Source organism: Acaryochloris sp. CCMEE 5410 (genome assembly GCF_000238775.2).
In the GTDB taxonomy this organism is placed as follows: domain Bacteria; phylum Cyanobacteriota; class Cyanobacteriia; order Thermosynechococcales; family Thermosynechococcaceae; genus Acaryochloris.
In genome coordinates this window covers 2004899-2021443 of the sequence record NZ_AFEJ02000002.1, presented here as the reverse complement: position 1 = coordinate 2021443, position 16545 = coordinate 2004899, and the positions used below count along the sequence as shown (strand labels likewise).

Here is a 16545-nt window from a genome sequence, read left to right as displayed (position 1 = left end):
TGTATTTAGGAGAACAGTAGGTCGCTCAAGGTCTTGATTGAACAGTGCCCCGTCGGTCGTGACATTGCTTTAAGTGTCAATATCACCGACCACTGCAGATGCAACTTTTACACTCAAGGCTGGTTCACCTGTATCGGACGACTGGAATACAACGTGCTGCATGGGTGGTGCTAGAAACGTTGTCGAAATCACCATAACAATGATGGCTGCTTCTAGTGGACGCGATAAAGTGCCACTTACTGAACCAACACCGGTAAAGACCAGTCCAACTTCTCTCCTGGGAATCATCCCTACGCCAATGGCTAGACGATTAATCTCAGGTTGCCCCAAAATAGTGAATCCTGTGATCACTCTGCCAATAATAGCAACAATAATCAAAAATGCGGCGATGATTCAGTCCTTCACGATTCTCTGGTATCAGAAGGTTGAGAACGCTGACATCGGTTTTTGCCCCCACACAGACAAATAAAGATAGAGACAAGTATGCCTGCTAAGGGGATTACTTGTTCTTTATATTGGTTGGTTCCAGCTAGGACTAATTCAGCGGTAAAGGTGCCTAGAATGGCTTCTAAATGGATAGCTTTATAACGCTAACAAGGATTAAAGCAGACAGGAGTAGATCACCGCGAGTTTGTAGTTTGTCGATTCAAATAAAAACAATAGATTAATCCAAACATATATTAAATGAAGGGGATAGCTACCCCAACGACCGCAATAATGGTGGTTTGAGGACCCGGTCCCATTAGGACTTGTAGATACGACTCTAAACCAATTTTAGAGAGTGACCATGCCTAACTCGGCGAAAGTGGAGATGACTTTGCTATAGGTTTGCGATACTGCGATCGCAGTTTCAATACCTGCCTCAGTGGTTGACCCTAAAAAGACCAGCATGGAAGGCGTGGTGTCTACCGCCCCCGCTTCTAGAAGTATCAATGACTTAATAGTGCAGAAAGACCCACAGTAAGCAAGATATTAACCCACATTGCCCCAACCGTCGCAGACTGCTCTATATCCTGCAGTACAGGAATGCAAGACCATTGGTGGTAAAAGACTTAACCAAATACGCGGTGGTTTAAACAAGGCATTTGCTGCCGCACTTGATCCAGACGGGAGGGTTCGATGGCGGCTACAGCGACTCCTGGCTCAATACTGGCATCTGCTAAGACAACTCCCCAGGGATCGACAATCAGAGCATGGCCATGGGATTGGCGACGAGAGTTGTGGAAGCCGGTTTGGGCTGGGGCGATAACGTAAGTCGTATTCTCAATGGCACGGGCTTGGAGTAACACTTGCCAGTGATCTTTGCCCGTAAAGGCTGTGAATGCTGCTGGCACAAACAGTACGTCTGCTCCAGCCTTAGACAAGGCCCGATAAAACTCAGGAAATCGAACATCGTAGCAGACAGACATACCCAAGTTGCCATATTTGGGGGAAGCGTAAATGGGGGGGATTTCCGAGCCAGCGAGCACAATGCCTGACTCATGATAAATATTGCCGTCAGGGAGTTCGACGTCGAAGAGATGGACTTTATGGTATCGAGCTAGTTCACTCCCGTCTGGTGCTACTAGTAGAGCCGTATTGTAGACTTTGCCTGCCTCTGCAGGCACAGGGTAGCCCCCTCCCAAAATCGTAATTTGGAAGCGCTGAGCCATGGTTTTGATAAATTTTTCAGATTCTAAACCAATGGTTTCAGCTTGCTCAATTTTGGCTGATTCATCTCCAAGAAAAGAAAAATTCTCAGGCAAACATACTAATTCGGCTCCGCGGCGCACTGCTAGCTCAATTAAATCCGTCGCTTGTGCCAAATTTTTGTGTAAATCTGGCAAACTGGTCATTTGAACTGCGGCAGCAAGGTAGGGCTTCATAGCGTGTGGCGAACGATGAAAGGCATAAACTAACTCATCGTAAAGCTTTGCGGACCATCCTCGTCAAGAGATCCTCGTAAAAGAACATATTTGCGAAAAAAGAGGGTGAGTTCAACTCACCCTCTTTTCAAGAATTTTCTAGTGATTGAGTTTATAGCTGGGGTACGAAACGTTCCTTCTCAGGGACAGTTGTGTACTCTGCCAGAATATGTCGTAGCTCATCACCGTCAATGGTTTCCTTCTCCACCAAGAGGTCCACCAATCGGTCCACCGCTGCTCGGTGATCCCGGACGATATGAATCGCTTCCTCGTAAGCATGCTGAATCAGTTCGCGCACTTGGGCATCAATGCGACCTGCAATCTCATCAGAATATTCAGAGCGGGACATCAGATCTCGACCGAGAAATACATCCGCTTGCTGCCCCTCTAAGGACAGGGGACCTAAATCCGACATACCAAATCGAGTCACCATTTGCCTTGCCATACCTGTGACTTGCTGTAAGTCACCGCCTGCACCCGTGGTAACTTCGGCATCACCAAAGACCACTTGCTCTGCAGCGCGCCCACCCATGGCACCTGCCATTCGGGCTTTGAGTTGCGATCGCGATACCAATTCCTGTTCATCGGACGGGGTAAACCAGGTTAGACCTTGGGCTTGGCCGCGAGGAATTAGGGTGACTTTTTGGACCGGATCATGCTCTTTCATCAACGTACCGACAATGGCATGACCAATCTCGTGGTAAGCAATCAGTCGCTTGCTCTTGCTGTCAACTAAGGGGGTGCCTTCCATACCGGCAACAACACGGTCGACGGCATCATCAATCTCAGAAAGAGTAATAGCTTCTTTCCGACGACGCGCGGTTAGAATGGCTGCTTCATTTAACAGGTTTGCTAAGTCAGCGCCCGTGAAGCCAGGAGTACGACGGGCAATCGTCTTTAGAGAAACCTCTTCCGCCAGCTTCTTGTCCCGAGCATGAACGGACAGGATTTCTAGACGACCCTTGATATCCGGGGCATCCACAGTAACTTGACGGTCAAATCGACCCGGACGAAGGAGGGCACTGTCTAGGACGTCGGGGCGGTTAGTGGCTGCCAGAATAATAATTCCAGTGTTGCCTTCAAAACCATCCATCTCTGTTAAGAGCTGGTTCAAGGTTTGCTCCCGTTCATCATTACCACCACCGATACCGGCACCCCGCTGACGACCAACGGCGTCAATCTCATCGATAAAAATGATGCAAGGCGCGTTTTCTTTGGCTTTCTTAAATAGGTCGCGGACCCGAGAGGCACCGACACCCACAAACATTTCGACAAATTCTGAACCAGAAATACTGAAGAACGGAACCCCTGCTTCACCGGCAATGGCTTTGGCGAGTAAAGTCTTACCTGTTCCAGGAGGACCCACTAACAAGACACCCTTAGGAATTCGAGCGCCAACAGCGGTGAATTTCTCAGGTTTTTTCAGGAAGGTGACGACTTCTTCGAGTTCTTCTTTGGCTTCTTCGACACCCGCGACGTCATCAAACATGACTCCGGTTTGGGCTTCCATTTGGAAGCGAGCTTTGGACTTACCAAAGTTCATGGCTTGGCCTGGTCCACCGGGAACGTTGCTGGACCGTCGGAAGATAAAGAAGAGGCCCACAATCAGGAAAATGGGGAAAATCAGGTTACCTAGCAAGCCCCAAACAGCGCCTGTATTGCGATCGGGGTGAATGTCAAAGTCAACCTTGTCTTCTCTGAGCTTGGCAATGAGCTGAGGTGCAGACCCAGGAAGGGCGACACGAACTCGTTGAACTGGACCGCCAATTTCTACGTCTGTTGTCTCAATAATGGCGGTTTGACCACCATCAAATAGGTCGACCTTCTGGATTCGACCTGCTTCTAAATAGTCAAGAAACCGACCGTAGGTCATCCGTGAGTTTGCAGCATTGCTCATTTCTGGCGTGGTAGTGGCTGCAGGGGCAAAAACACTTTGCCAGAGGAAGAACACAATCAGTAGAGATGGCAAAAGCCACAGAAGAAGTATTTTCCAAGAAGATTTCATCGTTTATGGGCCCTTTCGGTAAAAGCAACGCACAGCCTTGCTAGAGGTCTGGCATGTCTGAAGCGAAGCGAGAACGATCTCAACCGACTTGTTACATACGCTTAGAGCGTTTCCTCAGGGTTGGACCTGGTAAAAGGCCAATTTGAGGCAAGTCGAACATCAATCTTAACTAAATTTAACTTAATTCTCAGGTGGTGGACAACTCATATAGAGAGTTTCTGCTGACAAAGTAGGAGTCAATTTAGTTGCCTGCTTGGGTCTTCATTTCGATATCCTGTTTTGCCAAGTAGGTCTGCCGTGACCCTTCCTACCGACGATTGAAGGTTAAAGGTCGGAGGTAGACGTCCACAGTTGCAACACAATCTGGGCAGCGATACGGTTGGTTATCGGTTGGTTATCAGCCCATGAAACCTTAAAGTTTGCTGGTACTAGAGATAGCTGCTCCAGTAACTGCTGGCATTGGCTCCAGGTGATGGGTTGTTCAAGGTCGAATTGAAAACGGTCTAGATTGTTCTGCCCTACCAGTCGATCTTGGGCAGAAGAGGAGGCTGATTCTGTAGAAGCAAGATTTGATAAGGACGAGTTGTTAGATTCAAGGGACCATTGCCATACCTGTGTTAAGGCGTTCCGAAATCGACCCCAGATGATAGATTGCTCGGGCATAAAATTTAAGGTTTGCAGGTTCTGGAGCGGGAGGATTCCGGTGGTGGTTAACACTTGAATCGCAGCAAAGTCCGGATCCTCATGACTGACGTCGTTTAACCAAACAATAGGAATTCCCTGATGGGTGAGATGGGCTTGGAACGCCCTTCCCAGTGCTGGCTGTTGTGTGATGTCTTGCACGGCCACACCGTTTGTGATTGCAAAGGCGGCTAAATGCCCTCCAGCTTCACCAATAGCCCATTCCATGGGATGCATACGATAAGCCGCATTGGTGATGTGAGTGGTGCCGATACTTTTGGCCGATAAAATCAGCCCTAAGGTATCTATGGGGATTAAGGCCGATAAGGGTAGAGTGAACGGCAAGGCATCGTGACCATCGCCTAGCTCTACATGGCCTTGGGCATGGTTGGGGTGAACATCTAAGTAATGGTATTGACCGATGCCCACACTGTCGGTAAAAGTCCGAGCCCGAGCTTGATTGGGAAAAAATTTAGTAGCCACATCTTCATGGCGAATGGTGGTGAGGGCAATGCCGCGGCGGGCTTCTCGGATATAGGGTTCTAGGGCAATGCCATCCTCGGTCCAGGTTAAATCGCCCCTCGGTTTCAGTTCGGGATGACCTTGGGTTTGCAGATAGTGGATATAGGCTTGGGTGCGATCGCGCGCCCGTATCACTTGTTCTTGTCGTTGCTCTGGACTGACACCAAGGAGGCAACCAAAGGGATAATCATTGCCACACCCCAGTGGGGCTGAAGGATCTGGCGGTCCACCATTAACCCCTAGTGGACTGGTTGCCCAGTTAAGAACGGTGATATCTCCGGGCTGAACATTATCACTATTCTGGCTACGATACAGCCGACGATACCGAAACATACCGTCTGGATCGTAGAAGTCATGTTTTTGCCATCGATCGGGCTGGTGGATCCAAAACTCATCAGTGAAGTCACAAGATTGCAGCCAGGGTTGATGGTCATACCCTGATGGTGCTGGCAGGGGTGGTGGACTTTTGGAACTCCGCTCAACTACAACGCAAAAGGTGATGGCCTGTTGGCATTCAGGGCGAGGGTCTTCAGGCAATGCGGCTTCCTGGGTTTGGGAACGAGATTCTTGCCCCACCCGGGAGGGTATCTTTCCCAGTTCCAGCAGCTCTCCTAGATCCGTAGCTTCAATGGTGAGTTTCGCCCTAACCGTGAATTGATGATGGGTCTGTTTATCCTTGAATTGAACACCTAGGATGCGGCGGGGTGATTCTTCCTTCAATACCCGTATTGGTATAGACCAAGGGATAAGCGTTAATAATCCCTGTTCTAAAAAGGGCCGAATCGCTGTATTGAAGCAGTCTGCAGCGACGGTTGGCGTGACCGATAGGTGACTCACCCAGCTACCGCCAGGGTTCTGAAGAATTTGGTGGGCAACGGGTTGATGCTGACGTTGGCATTGCCGGAATTGTCGTTGCGATCGCGACAATGCAAAGTACTCACTATCCTTGAGTTGATTTGGATCTCGTTGATCCGGTGAAATAAGCTCATAGGGCATCAATAACTTGCCATCATCAGAGGCTGGTAACCCTTGGGCAGTGAACTGCCCCCCTAAGACGAGCTGAGGCTGCACTAAACATACCTTTGCTCCGGCTTGCAATGCACCTAAGGTGGCGGCATAGGCTGCTGTCGATCCCCCCACAATCAGGATGGGGGTGGTTAATTCCTGGTCAGCGGCGGGCCGAAGGAAAAAATGCGCTTCAAGAATGCCATTACCCGTCTTACTCATATTCCGCGATTGGGGTGCTTCACTAAAACTAGGCTAGAAAGTCAACTGCATTATGGCTTGGACAACCGCATTTTAAGTCTCAATAACAAAGATACATTTGTTTACATTGGGAACATGTTTCTTATGTTAATGAAACTTAAGTTTTAACTCCGAAAAATTTGAAATAAAAGATTTTCTTCAGGATCAGTTTTTTTACAGTAACTAAGCAAAAATCATGACTCTGCTCAAACCAAGTAAGCGTCTATAGAATCAGCCCTTGAATCCCGCCAGAAAGATAGGCGTCATTAACAGAATGTTGACCAAAATTGATGGGTGAATTCCCATTTTTACACCCCTGCTGATAGACAGCTCGGCACCTCAAAAATGTTGCTGTTAGAATAAGGTCTTGCAGGCAGAGAAAGGGTTTTAGGCCTTTACCCTGCTTGGCTACACACTTTTTTTTAGCAAGTACGATTAACGAAATGAAAAATCGACTCAGCCACTCATCTGGTTTGGTCGTCGATATTTCCATCCACCCATGAATTATGTAAATTTCCTGAAATTTATCTTTGTTTTATTTAATGGTCTATCGATTCCACGGAGCAGTTTAGCTTGATGTTTAACCGCTACCGCCCGAATTAGGAAGACAGTTTGTGGGGATAAATTAATCGATCTCTTGAAATGGGAAACTATGACTGATTTTGCATACCTAATACCCTTATTTCCCCTGATTGCGTTTGCAATCAATCTTTTCTTTGGTCATCGTTTAGGTAGTTTCTCTGGATGGATTTCAGTCCTGACAAGTGTTGCCTCTTCGGCCATTGCTTTACCGGCAGCTTGGGCAGTCGCCCAGGGTGGCCAGTACTCCCATGAGTGGCTGTGGTTGACCTTAGGAAATTACGACCTCAATTTTGGTTATTTACTGGATCCCCTCTCAGCCACCTTGCTGTTTGTGGTGACGGTGATTGGTACCCTAATTCAGGTCTATTCCATTGGCTATATGCATGGTGAGAAATACTATCACCGGTTTTTTGCCTATGTGTCCCTGTTCATGGCGGCCATGCTCACCTTGGTCATTGCCAATAACTATGTGCAGTACTTTATGGCTTGGGAAGTCATGGGTCTCTGCTCTTATTTACTGATTGGTTTTTACTTCCACAAGGATTCAGCAGCGAATGCCTCTCGGAAAGCCTTTTTAACCACCCGTGTGGGGGATGTGGGCTTATTCCTCGGCATTATGACCCTGTTTGTGACTGGCGGTACCCTCAGCTTTGTGGATCTGCCCAATGCAGTAGAAACGGGTGCTCCGTTGCTGTGGCTGGCAGCTCCCCTGATTTTCTGTGGAACCGTTGGTAAGTCGGCTCAATTTCCCTTGCACGTCTGGTTGCCAGACGCCATGGAAGGTCCGACGCCAGTGAGTGCCCTGATTCATGCGGCAACAATGGTGGCGGCAGGGGTGTATCTGGTGGCTCGTTCCTTCGTGCTATTTACCAGCTTCCCCATGGTGATGCCCTGGGTGATGGGGATCGGCACCTTGACCGCGTTTATGGCGGCCTATATTGCTTTAACTGCGACAGATATCAAGAAAGTCCTGGCCTTTTCCACGATTTCCCAGTTGGGTTACATGGTGACAGCCATGGGCTTAGGCGGTATGACCGCAGGCACCTTTCACCTGATGACCCATGCATTCTTTAAGGCCTTGCTCTTTCTTGGTGCAGGCAGCGTTATTCACGGGGCCCATGAACAGGATATCCGTCAATTAGGCGGCCTGTTCGGCAAGATGAAGCATACGGGAGCCACCTTTGTGATTGCGTCCCTGGCGATTGCGGGTGTGCCGCCGCTATCGGGGTTTTGGTCTAAGGATGAAATCCTGCTAGAAGCCTATCAAGAAGGTCATTTTGTGGTTTATGGCGTGCTGTTGTTGACGGCCTTTATGACCGCCTTCTATATGTTCCGCCTGGTGTTTATGACCTTCTTTGGCAAAGCTCGTAACCCTGAGATTCATGCCCATGAGTCTCCCGCTTTGATGACCGTGCCCCTTTGGTGTCTCGCCATCGGTGCCATCTTTGTGGGTATTCCGGGCTCCCCCTTTATGAATAACTGGTTCCAAACCTTCTTGACCGGTGAGCACCATGCAGCTGCGATTGACTGGATGGTGATGGGAGCTTCGATTGCTGCCGGTGTTTTGGGTATTGGTCTAGCTGCAGTGCTTTACCTGGCTAAGCCTCAATGGCCCGTTGCGATCGCAAATACGTTCCGTCCTCTTTATCTGTTATCGATTAACCAATTCTGGATTGACGATATCTATTCCGTTTTAATCCTCAATCCCTTTCAAGCCTTTGGAGAATTCCTCTTTGGGTTTGATCGGCTCGTGATTGATGGCTTAGTCAACAGTTCAGCAACTGCCATGCAGAAAATGAGCCAAATCCAGCTTTGGATTGATCGCAACATTGTCGATGGGCTCGTTAATCTCACTGGCCGAGGCACCGTCATTGGCGGCGATATCCTCAAGCTGTTCCAAACGGGTTCTACCCAATTTTATTTACTGATTACTTGCGTTAGCGTTCTGGCCTTCCTGTCGGTTGAATTAACCTCAGGTTTCCAAGAACTTCCTTTGCTCAGAGAGGAGTTGTATGGCATCTCATCTTTTATCCTTGATAATATTTTCCCCGCTCGTTGGGGCGGTCATAATCCTTTTGCTCCCTAAGGCCCAAGAAAGCCTTTACAAATGGATATCTTTGGCCAATATGGTCGTGGTGAGTGCGCTTACATTTGCAGCATTCCTCCAATTTGACCCGAATCAGACTGGCTTTCAGCTAGTCGAAAAGACCCTCTGGATTCCTCAGCTCAATGTTTATTACCTGCTGGGAACTGATGGCATTAGCTTTCCGATGGTGGTGTTAACCGCTTTAATTTCTACCCTGGCCAGTATTGGCTCCTTCAGCATCAAGAAACGGGAAAAAGAATACTACTGTCTCTACCTGTTTCTCGTGACAGGCATGATGGGCACCTTCCTAGCTCTAGACATGATTTTGTTCTATGTCTTTTGGGAAGTCGTTCTCGTCCCCATGTATTTCTTGATTGGAATTTGGGGTGGCCCCAGGAAAGAATATGCAGCGATGAAATTCTTCCTGTATACCTTTGCCGGTAGCTTGCTGATGTTGGTGGGCATTTTGGGGATGTACTTTAATTCCGCTCCCCACACCTTCAATATTATGGAACTGGTGGCTCAAGACTTTAGCTTTGGATTCCAAAAGATTGTCTTTTTGGCTCTCTTTGTGGGCTTTGCAGTCAAAGTTCCCACCTTCCCCTTCCATACTTGGCTACCCGATGCCCATGTGGAAGCCCCCACCCCTATCAGCGTGATTCTGGCGGGCGTGTTGCTCAAAATGGGAACTTACGGATTCTTTCGCTTTAGCTTCCCTATTTTGCCCGAAGCAGCGAACTGGTTCCGTCCTTATCTCGCAGTGTTAGCAGCCATTGGTATTGTCTATGGTGGGTTTATTGCCCTGGCCCAGACAGACTTCAAAAAGATGGTGGCCTATTCCAGCATCAGTCACATGGGGTTCGTGTTGTTGGGCTTAGCAGCTTTCTCCACCAATGGCTTTAATGGTGCCATGCTCCAAATGTTTAGTCACGGTGTGATCACTGGAGCCTTGTTCTTACTGGTCGGCGTCATTTACGACCGGGCTCATACCCGCGATATGAACGCCTTTGGTGGGCTGAATGCTCAACTTCCGGTTTACTCAGGATTTTTGGTATTCTTCTCCCTCGCCTCTTTGGGGCTACCGGGCCTCAGCGGCTTTGTCAGTGAGTTTCTGGTCTTGCTGGGTTCCTATGAATACAGCAAGCTCTATACCGCGTTTGCCTGCATGGGCATTCTCTTAGCAGCCTGTTATCTCCTGTTTATGGTGCGCCGAGTGCTGTTGGGACCTGCCAATCCCAAGTGGGAAAGCTTGCCCGATATCAATATGCGTGAGGTGGTCACAGTTGTTCCGCTACTGATTATCACCCTAGGCATTGGAATTTATCCTCGCTATCTCCTCAGCTTCTTTATTCCGACGCTGCAGGATCTGCTAGCTAGCATTGGCGGCACCTTGATGTAGACTTTTCATCTTTTCAATCCTCACTCACATTAACTCCTCACTCAAAGCCCCCTAGAACGATGGTTCTAAGGGGCTTGATTATGGCTAGGTTGTGAATAGTGCATTAACCCGAAGTGGTCAAGACTTCTGCCCCCATGCGCTTAAAGATTAACCGCTCATTCTCGACATCAGCAAAAATGGTGTCGCCTTCACCAAAGTCGCCTCGCAAAATGGCCTTGGCAATTTGGGTTTCTAGCTCCCGCTGAATGGCCCGCTTCAGGGGTCTGGCACCATAGACTGGGTCGTATCCCACTTCGGCTAGGAAATCTAATGCCGATTCTGAGAGTTTGAGAGACATCTTGCGATCGCTGAGTCGTTTCGCCAGTCGTTGTACCTGGAGTTGGGTAATTCGGCGCAGCTGATCCTTACGCAGACTACGGAAGATAATCAGCTCGTCAATCCGGTTCAGAAATTCAGGTCGGAAGTGGGAGCGCATGGCATCCATAACGCGATTTTGCATTTCGCTGTAGCGGCTATCATCTCCCGCCAAATCCAAAATATGTTGGGAGCCAATATTACTGGTCATAATAATCACCGCATTCTTAAAGTCGACGGTGCGACCTTGAGAATCTGTCACCCGGCCATCATCGAGGATTTGCAGCATGATATTGAAGACATCGGGGTGGGCCTTCTCAATTTCATCAAAGAGGATGACCGCATAGGGACGACGACGCACGGCTTCGGTGAGTTGACCGCCTTCGTCATAGCCGACATAGCCGGGAGGAGCTCCAATCATCCGGGCCACCGTATGCTTCTCCATATATTCCGACATGTCGATGCGGACCATGGCATCTTCCGTATCAAATAGGTAGGCAGCTAAAGCCTTACCCAGCTCTGTTTTACCGACGCCTGTGGGGCCTAAGAAGATAAAGCTGGCAATGGGGCGGTTGGGATCTGCGAGACCGGCTCGCGATCGCTGAATCGCATCAGACACGGCCGTCACTGCTTCTTCCTGACCAATCACGCGCTGATGTAGCTCATCTTCTAGGTGCAGTAGCTTCTCCATCTCTGAGGCCACTAGCTTACTGACAGGAATCCCCGTCCATTTAGAGATGATTTCAGCAATATCAGCGTCGGTGACCTCTTCCCTTAGGAGGGAGTTGGTGTTGGTTTGGCGCTGGGCCAGTTGCGTTTCAGCTGATTCTAGCTGCCGCTGTAAGTTGGTAAGTTTGCCATATTTGAGTTCAGCGGCATGGTTGAGGTCGTAGTTACGCTCGGCTTGCTGAATCTCAATATTGACCCGGTCAATCTCTTCTTTGATGGTTTGGATATCATCAATGATCTGTTTCTCCGACTGCCATTGGGCATTTAGGGTCTTCTGATCTTCTTGTAAATTGGCAATCTCCTGCTCAATCCGTTCCAGCCGTTCTAGAGAGGCACGATCGCTTTCCTTTTCTAGGGATAAACGCTCCATTTCCAGCTGGAGGATTTTGCGATCAATTTCGTCTAGCTCTTCCGGTTTAGAGGTAATCTCCATCTTCAGTTTGGCTGCCGCTTCATCCATTAGGTCAATGGCCTTGTCGGGGAGAAAGCGGTCGCTGATATAGCGAGTAGAAAGGGTAGCGGCAGCAACCAGAGCATTATCAGAAATCTTGACCCCGTGATGAACCTCGTAGCGTTCCTTTAGACCCCGCAAGATAGAGACGGTGTCTTGAATATTGGGCTGGTCGATATACACCTGCTGGAACCGTCGTTCTAGGGCCGCGTCTTTTTCAATATATTTGCGGTATTCATCGAGGGTGGTGGCTCCAATACAGCGCAGTTCCCCTCGGGCCAACATCGGTTTGAGAAGATTGCCCGCATCCATGGCACCTTGACTGGCCCCTGCGCCAACGACGGTATGGATCTCATCAATAAATAAGATCATCAACCCGTCTGACTCCGTCACTTCTTTCAGGACGGACTTGAGTCGTTCCTCGAATTCACCCCGATATTTGGCCCCAGCAATCAGGGACCCCATATCTAGGGCAATCAATTTGCGATCGCGCAAGGATTCCGGCACATCTCGGGCCACAATCCGCTGGGCTAACCCTTCGGCAATGGCTGTTTTACCCACCCCAGGTTCCCCAATCAAGACGGGGTTATTCTTGGTGCGTCGGGAGAGAATTTGAATCGTGCGTCGAATCTCGTCATCTCGGCCAATCACCGGGTCTAACTTTCCTTCCCGCGCCAGTTCTGTTAGGTCGCGACCATATTTTTCTAAGGATTCATACTTGCCTTCTGGATTCTTATCTGTGACTTTATGACTGCCCCGGATGTCTGTAACGGCTTGCTTCAGCATTTGCTCGGTGATGCCCAAACCTTGAAGGAGAGGTTGGCCGAAGCGATCATCTTCGATATAGCCCAAGACCAAGTGCTCAATGGAAATGAAGTCATCCCCAAGGGAGCGGCGAAAGCTTTCGGCCCGATCAAAGAGGGTGTCTAGACTTCGTCCTAGGTAGACTGACTCACTCGGGGACGTTAACTTAGCCTGGCGATTAATAAATTCCGTGGTGCGATCGCGAACTCGCTGCACATCGGTACCTGCTTTCGTAAAAATTTGTCCTGCTAAACCATCGTCTTTAACCAGGGCTTGCAGCAGATGTTCACTCTCAATCTGCTGCTGCTGGGCCTCTTTTGCCAAATCGGAGGTTCGTACAATCGCAGCCCAAGCCTTTTCCGTAAATTGATCATGATTTGTGGGTTGCATGAATGGGGAACCTCCTGGACAGTGGGGATTAATATTAGGCGGGCCTAGTGCCTACTGCCATTGTAGGGAGGAGAGGACATTGCCTAAGATCGGTCTTCCCCCCTTCAGGGATAGGTATTGCCGTCCTGCAGTCAGTCAGCAGCCTTGGCCCAAATTTAAGATTCTTCTCTCAGACTGCCCATCCAACTCAGGTGACACACTATGTGTTTGGACAGTTTGAACAGCTATTGGCAATCGGTTGTCACATATACTATGATGCTAGTTTGTGTCGATGCTGCGATTCTAGACGAACAATGCCCAAACTAAAAACCCGACGATCCGCTGCCAAACGCTTTAAACGAAGCGGAAGTGGCAAATTTATGCGTCGCAAGGCATACAAGAACCACTTGTTAGAGCATAAAGGTCCCGACCGTAAGAGTCGCCTCTCTAAGAAATGTGTGGTAAGCGAGCAAGACGCAGAAAACGTTAGAGCCATGATGCCTTACTCCTAGGGGCAGAACCCGAGCCAGGCTTTGACTTTATACCTATATAAATAGTTTTCCCTACCTAAAAAATCATCAACAAGGACCAAGACCATGACTCGCGTTAAACGCGGTAACGTCGCTCGTAAGCGCCGCAAAAAGATATTAAAGCTTGCTAAAGGCTACCGAGGCTCCCATTCTCGCCTGTTTAGAATTGCGAATCAGCAGGTGATGAAGGCCTTACGTAACGCCTATCGTGATCGCCGCAAGCGTAAAAGAGATTTTCGTCGTCTGTGGATTGCCCGTATCAATGCTGCAACTCGTCAACATGGCGTTAGCTACAGCAAATTTATGGGACAGCTTAAGCGGGCTGATATTCAGCTCAACCGCAAAATGCTAGCCCAACTTGCTGCGACGGATCCAGACAGCTTTAGCAAAATCGTTGAACTGGCTGGCAAAGCCTAACACTTCGTCCTTAGAGCGATCGACTTGGTCCTCACAGCATCAACCCATATTTATAGCCCAATCTCCAAGGAAAACGCTGGATCACCTAGGTGTTCCCGCAGCCATTATTAATCCTTGGAGAGATGGGCTATTTTTGATGAACTGTCAATTCTCAGTTTTCTAGCCTATTATCTACATGAGGCTTATTTCCGCTAGACCTCTTTACAGAGGATGTGCGGGATACATCAAATGATGTGTGAATAATACTGAGCCAGTCTTTGTGTGATTTTCTGCTTTAATCCTTAGGATATGACGAGTAACCAACCTGCCGACAGTAACCCTCCCGCTTTAGAGCCTGGACAAGGATCTGAGCTGCCTGACCCTGGACAAAACCCCAAAATTCAGAAGGTCCAAAACGTCTTGGGTAAGATTGTGACCTTTAAAGGGTGGCCCTGGTTGATCACCATTGTTGTGTCCTGGGTGACCGGCATGACTGCCATGCAATGGTTATCCAGTTTACCGCCAACACCTAATTGCAAGCAGATTGCCGCTACCCTCTCTGAGGCAGAGCAGTTGGAGTGTGCTGACAAGCTTGCTCGTAAAGGGACGGTTAAAGATATTAAAGCGGCCCTAGCCATTGCGGATAAATGGGATGAGGAACATCCTCTCTATCCCCGGGTATCTCTGCTATCTGACGAATGGTCTCGTTCGATTTTAGGGTTGGCGCGGCGAGAAATCTCCAAAGGTAATCTCAAAGAAGCCATTAGTCTGGCGAAAGAAGTGCCAGAGGCAAGTAGCATTCAACCTGAGTCCAAACGCCTGATCAAACGTTGGGAAGCGAATTGGGACGCGGGAGAAGAATCCCTAGAGAATGCTCGAACAGCCATTAAGAAGCAGGATTGGACCCAGGCGGCTCTACAGGTTCGGTCTCTAGTCCAACTGGGAGATGGCTATTGGTCCGATCAAGCCGATAAGATCCTGGGGGATATGGCGATTGAGAAAAAAGCCTTTCAAGATCTTTATAAAGCGCAAGATATCGCTGCCTATGGTCGCGCTAAAGACTTATCGGAAGCGATTCAGCTGGCCAGCAAAATTGATCCCAAGCGCCTTGCTAAAGAAGAAGTCCAACAAAATATTGAAAAGTGGAGTCAGAAGCTTCTGGACTTGTCAGAAGAGCACCAAGAGTATGGCCAGTTCCAAGAAGCCATTGCGGCTGCTCAACGGATTCCACCCAATACTAAAGCGGCTAAGAACGCAACGACATTAGTGCAGCTCAGTCGGGCTGAAGCAACAGTGGAGGAGGATGACTTCTACAGCTATATCCATGCTTGGACCTTAGCGGAGCAGATTGATCGCAAGAGTGACTTGTTTGAAAAAAATCGCGATCGCGTTGAAGCCTGGGAACAAAAAATTCAAAATACTGGCCAGCTCCATTTGGCGAAATTCTTCGCCAATATTGATAACGTTCATACCTATCAGTTGGCCATGGATCATGCGGCCCTGATTGGTACAGAGAAACCGGGTCGAATTCAGGCCCAAACCTTGATTGCCCAATGGAATCAACAGATCAATACCTTCCAAGATCGTCAGGTCTTGGCTCGGGCTCGTCAATTTGCCACCCAAAATACGACGGCAGGGTTCCAAGCGGCCATTGTAGAGGCACGGAAAGTAGAGTTTGGCAATCCGTTACGGGATGAAGCCCAAACCCTGATGCAAGAATGGGAAGGCTCTATTGAGAAGGTGGAAGATCAGCCGATTCTAGATGAAGCTCGTAAGCTTGCTAAGGCTGGCAAGCTCAATGACGCAATTAAAACCGCTGAACAAATTGAATCAGGACGATCCCTCCATCGAGAAGCCCAAGACGATATCTATACCTGGGTTGCTGAAATTCAATCCGTGGAAGACCGCCCCATTCTGAGCGAAGCCAATGCCCTAGCGCGAAATGGACGTTTGTCTGATGCGATCGCAACGGCCTCCCAGATTGGGTACGGTCGAGCCCTCTATTACGAGGCGCAGGATAAGATTGCTGCGTGGGCTGCTGAACGGGATGCAATTTATGCGTCTCGACGGCGACGAGAAGAGCCTCGGTATGAGCCTGAACCCCGCTATGAGCCCGAACCTCGATATGAACAGGAACCCGTTCCAGTTCAGCAGCAGGCTCCACCGGCAGCACCGCCACCGGCTGAAACCTATGCCCCGGATCCCGATGCGGAGCTCTCTCGACCGGTCATCCTTGATCCCACGGCTGCAGAATAGCAGCGACTTAAATGAACGTTGATGGCTGAGGTAGGAAAGGCTATCCTCATGTATTTGCCCTACCCCTCATTCCTAAAATGACAAGAGGAATCTTGGCTGCATCTGCATGATACGATAGCTCTGGATTTTACTTTTGACACTGCTTACCGCTACTGGACGAATGTGTGGTGGGATTTCGCTTCACGCAGCTCCTTAGGGGTTCAGACTTGGGGCGTGTAGCAGGTTCGTCCTG

General features: G+C 49.1%; 10 protein-coding genes and 1 pseudogene. 5 read left to right on the top strand and 6 right to left on the bottom strand.

Annotated features, from left to right (window positions below; all coding sequences use genetic code 11):
- Positions 1–69: 69 nt before the first annotated feature.
- The 5 genes and pseudogenes from ON05_RS38795 to ON05_RS30100 form a co-directional block, all read right to left on the bottom strand.
- A pseudogene (locus ON05_RS38795) lies at positions 70–646 on the bottom strand (cation:proton antiporter); the annotation flags it as partial.
- Positions 647–774: 128 nt separating this feature from the next.
- Positions 775–933, bottom strand: a complete 159-nt coding sequence (locus ON05_RS30115) for a hypothetical protein (protein ID WP_175307262.1) — start codon at positions 931–933, stop codon at positions 775–777.
- A 119-nt stretch (positions 934–1052) separates the two neighbouring features.
- Positions 1053–1865, bottom strand: coding sequence for a carbon-nitrogen hydrolase family protein (locus tag ON05_RS30110; protein ID WP_010477444.1), 813 nt, complete (start codon positions 1863–1865; stop codon positions 1053–1055).
- A gap of 151 nt (positions 1866–2016) precedes the next feature.
- The gene (gene ftsH2, locus ON05_RS30105) at positions 2017–3909 is read right to left on the bottom strand and encodes an ATP-dependent zinc metalloprotease FtsH2 (protein ID WP_010477442.1); all 1893 of its coding nucleotides are present in this window, start codon (positions 3907–3909) and stop codon (positions 2017–2019) included.
- A 324-nt stretch (positions 3910–4233) separates the two neighbouring features.
- Positions 4234–6339, bottom strand: coding sequence for an FAD-dependent oxidoreductase (locus ON05_RS30100; RefSeq protein ID WP_010477440.1), 2106 nt, complete (start codon positions 6337–6339; stop codon positions 4234–4236).
- 670 nt (positions 6340–7009) lie between these two features.
- Here ON05_RS30100 and nuoL point away from each other — a divergent pair.
- Entirely contained in the window at positions 7010–9025 is a 2016-nt protein-coding gene (gene nuoL, locus ON05_RS30095; RefSeq protein WP_010477437.1) for an NADH-quinone oxidoreductase subunit L, read from the top strand.
- Positions 8952–10424: a NuoM family protein gene (locus ON05_RS30090; protein ID WP_012162623.1), complete on the top strand. Its 1473-nt coding sequence runs from the start codon at positions 8952–8954 to the stop codon at positions 10422–10424. The genes nuoL and ON05_RS30090 overlap by 74 nt, the downstream gene beginning before the upstream one ends.
- A 103-nt stretch (positions 10425–10527) precedes the next feature.
- Here the strand turns inward: ON05_RS30090 and clpB are convergent, their stop codons facing one another.
- Complete coding sequence (gene clpB / locus ON05_RS30085; protein WP_010477432.1) at positions 10528–13152, bottom strand: ATP-dependent chaperone ClpB; 2625 nt, start codon at positions 13150–13152, stop codon at positions 10528–10530.
- Between the two features lie 293 nt (positions 13153–13445).
- Here clpB and rpmI point away from each other — a divergent pair, with 293 nt between their 5' ends.
- The 3 genes from rpmI (at position 13446) to ON05_RS30070 (ending at position 16313) form a co-directional block, all read left to right on the top strand.
- Positions 13446–13643 carry a 50S ribosomal protein L35 gene (gene rpmI, locus ON05_RS30080; RefSeq protein ID WP_010477430.1) on the top strand — a complete coding sequence of 66 codons (198 nt, stop codon included), beginning with the start codon at positions 13446–13448 and terminating at the stop codon, positions 13641–13643.
- Positions 13644–13727: 84 nt separating this feature from the next.
- Positions 13728–14078 (top strand): 50S ribosomal protein L20, encoded by a 351-nt coding sequence (gene rplT, locus ON05_RS30075; protein WP_010477428.1) that lies wholly within the window; start codon positions 13728–13730, stop codon positions 14076–14078.
- A gap of 288 nt (positions 14079–14366) precedes the next feature.
- On the top strand, positions 14367–16313 hold the full coding sequence (locus tag ON05_RS30070) for a hypothetical protein (RefSeq protein WP_010477426.1): 1947 nt from the start codon (positions 14367–14369) through the stop codon (positions 16311–16313).
- The last annotated feature ends 232 nt before the right edge of the window (positions 16314–16545 follow it).

Excerpts from the sequence above, each read along its gene's own strand:
- ON05_RS30110 (WP_010477444.1), bottom strand. The coding sequence starts at position 1,865 with ATGAAGCCCTACCTTGCTGCCGCAGTTCAAATGACCAGTTTGCCAGAT.
- ftsH2 (WP_010477442.1), bottom strand. The coding sequence starts at position 3,909 with ATGAAATCTTCTTGGAAAATACTTCTTCTGTGGCTTTTGCCATCTCTA.
- ON05_RS30100 (WP_010477440.1), bottom strand. The coding sequence starts at position 6,339 with ATGAGTAAGACGGGTAATGGCATTCTTGAAGCGCATTTTTTCCTTCGG.
- nuoL (WP_010477437.1), top strand. The coding sequence starts at position 7,010 with ATGACTGATTTTGCATACCTAATACCCTTATTTCCCCTGATTGCGTTT.
- ON05_RS30090 (WP_012162623.1), top strand. The coding sequence starts at position 8,952 with ATGGCATCTCATCTTTTATCCTTGATAATATTTTCCCCGCTCGTTGGG.
- clpB (WP_010477432.1), bottom strand. The coding sequence starts at position 13,152 with ATGCAACCCACAAATCATGATCAATTTACGGAAAAGGCTTGGGCTGCG.
- rpmI (WP_010477430.1), top strand. The coding sequence starts at position 13,446 with ATGCCCAAACTAAAAACCCGACGATCCGCTGCCAAACGCTTTAAACGA.
- rplT (WP_010477428.1), top strand. The coding sequence starts at position 13,728 with ATGACTCGCGTTAAACGCGGTAACGTCGCTCGTAAGCGCCGCAAAAAG.
- ON05_RS30070 (WP_010477426.1), top strand. The coding sequence starts at position 14,367 with ATGACGAGTAACCAACCTGCCGACAGTAACCCTCCCGCTTTAGAGCCT.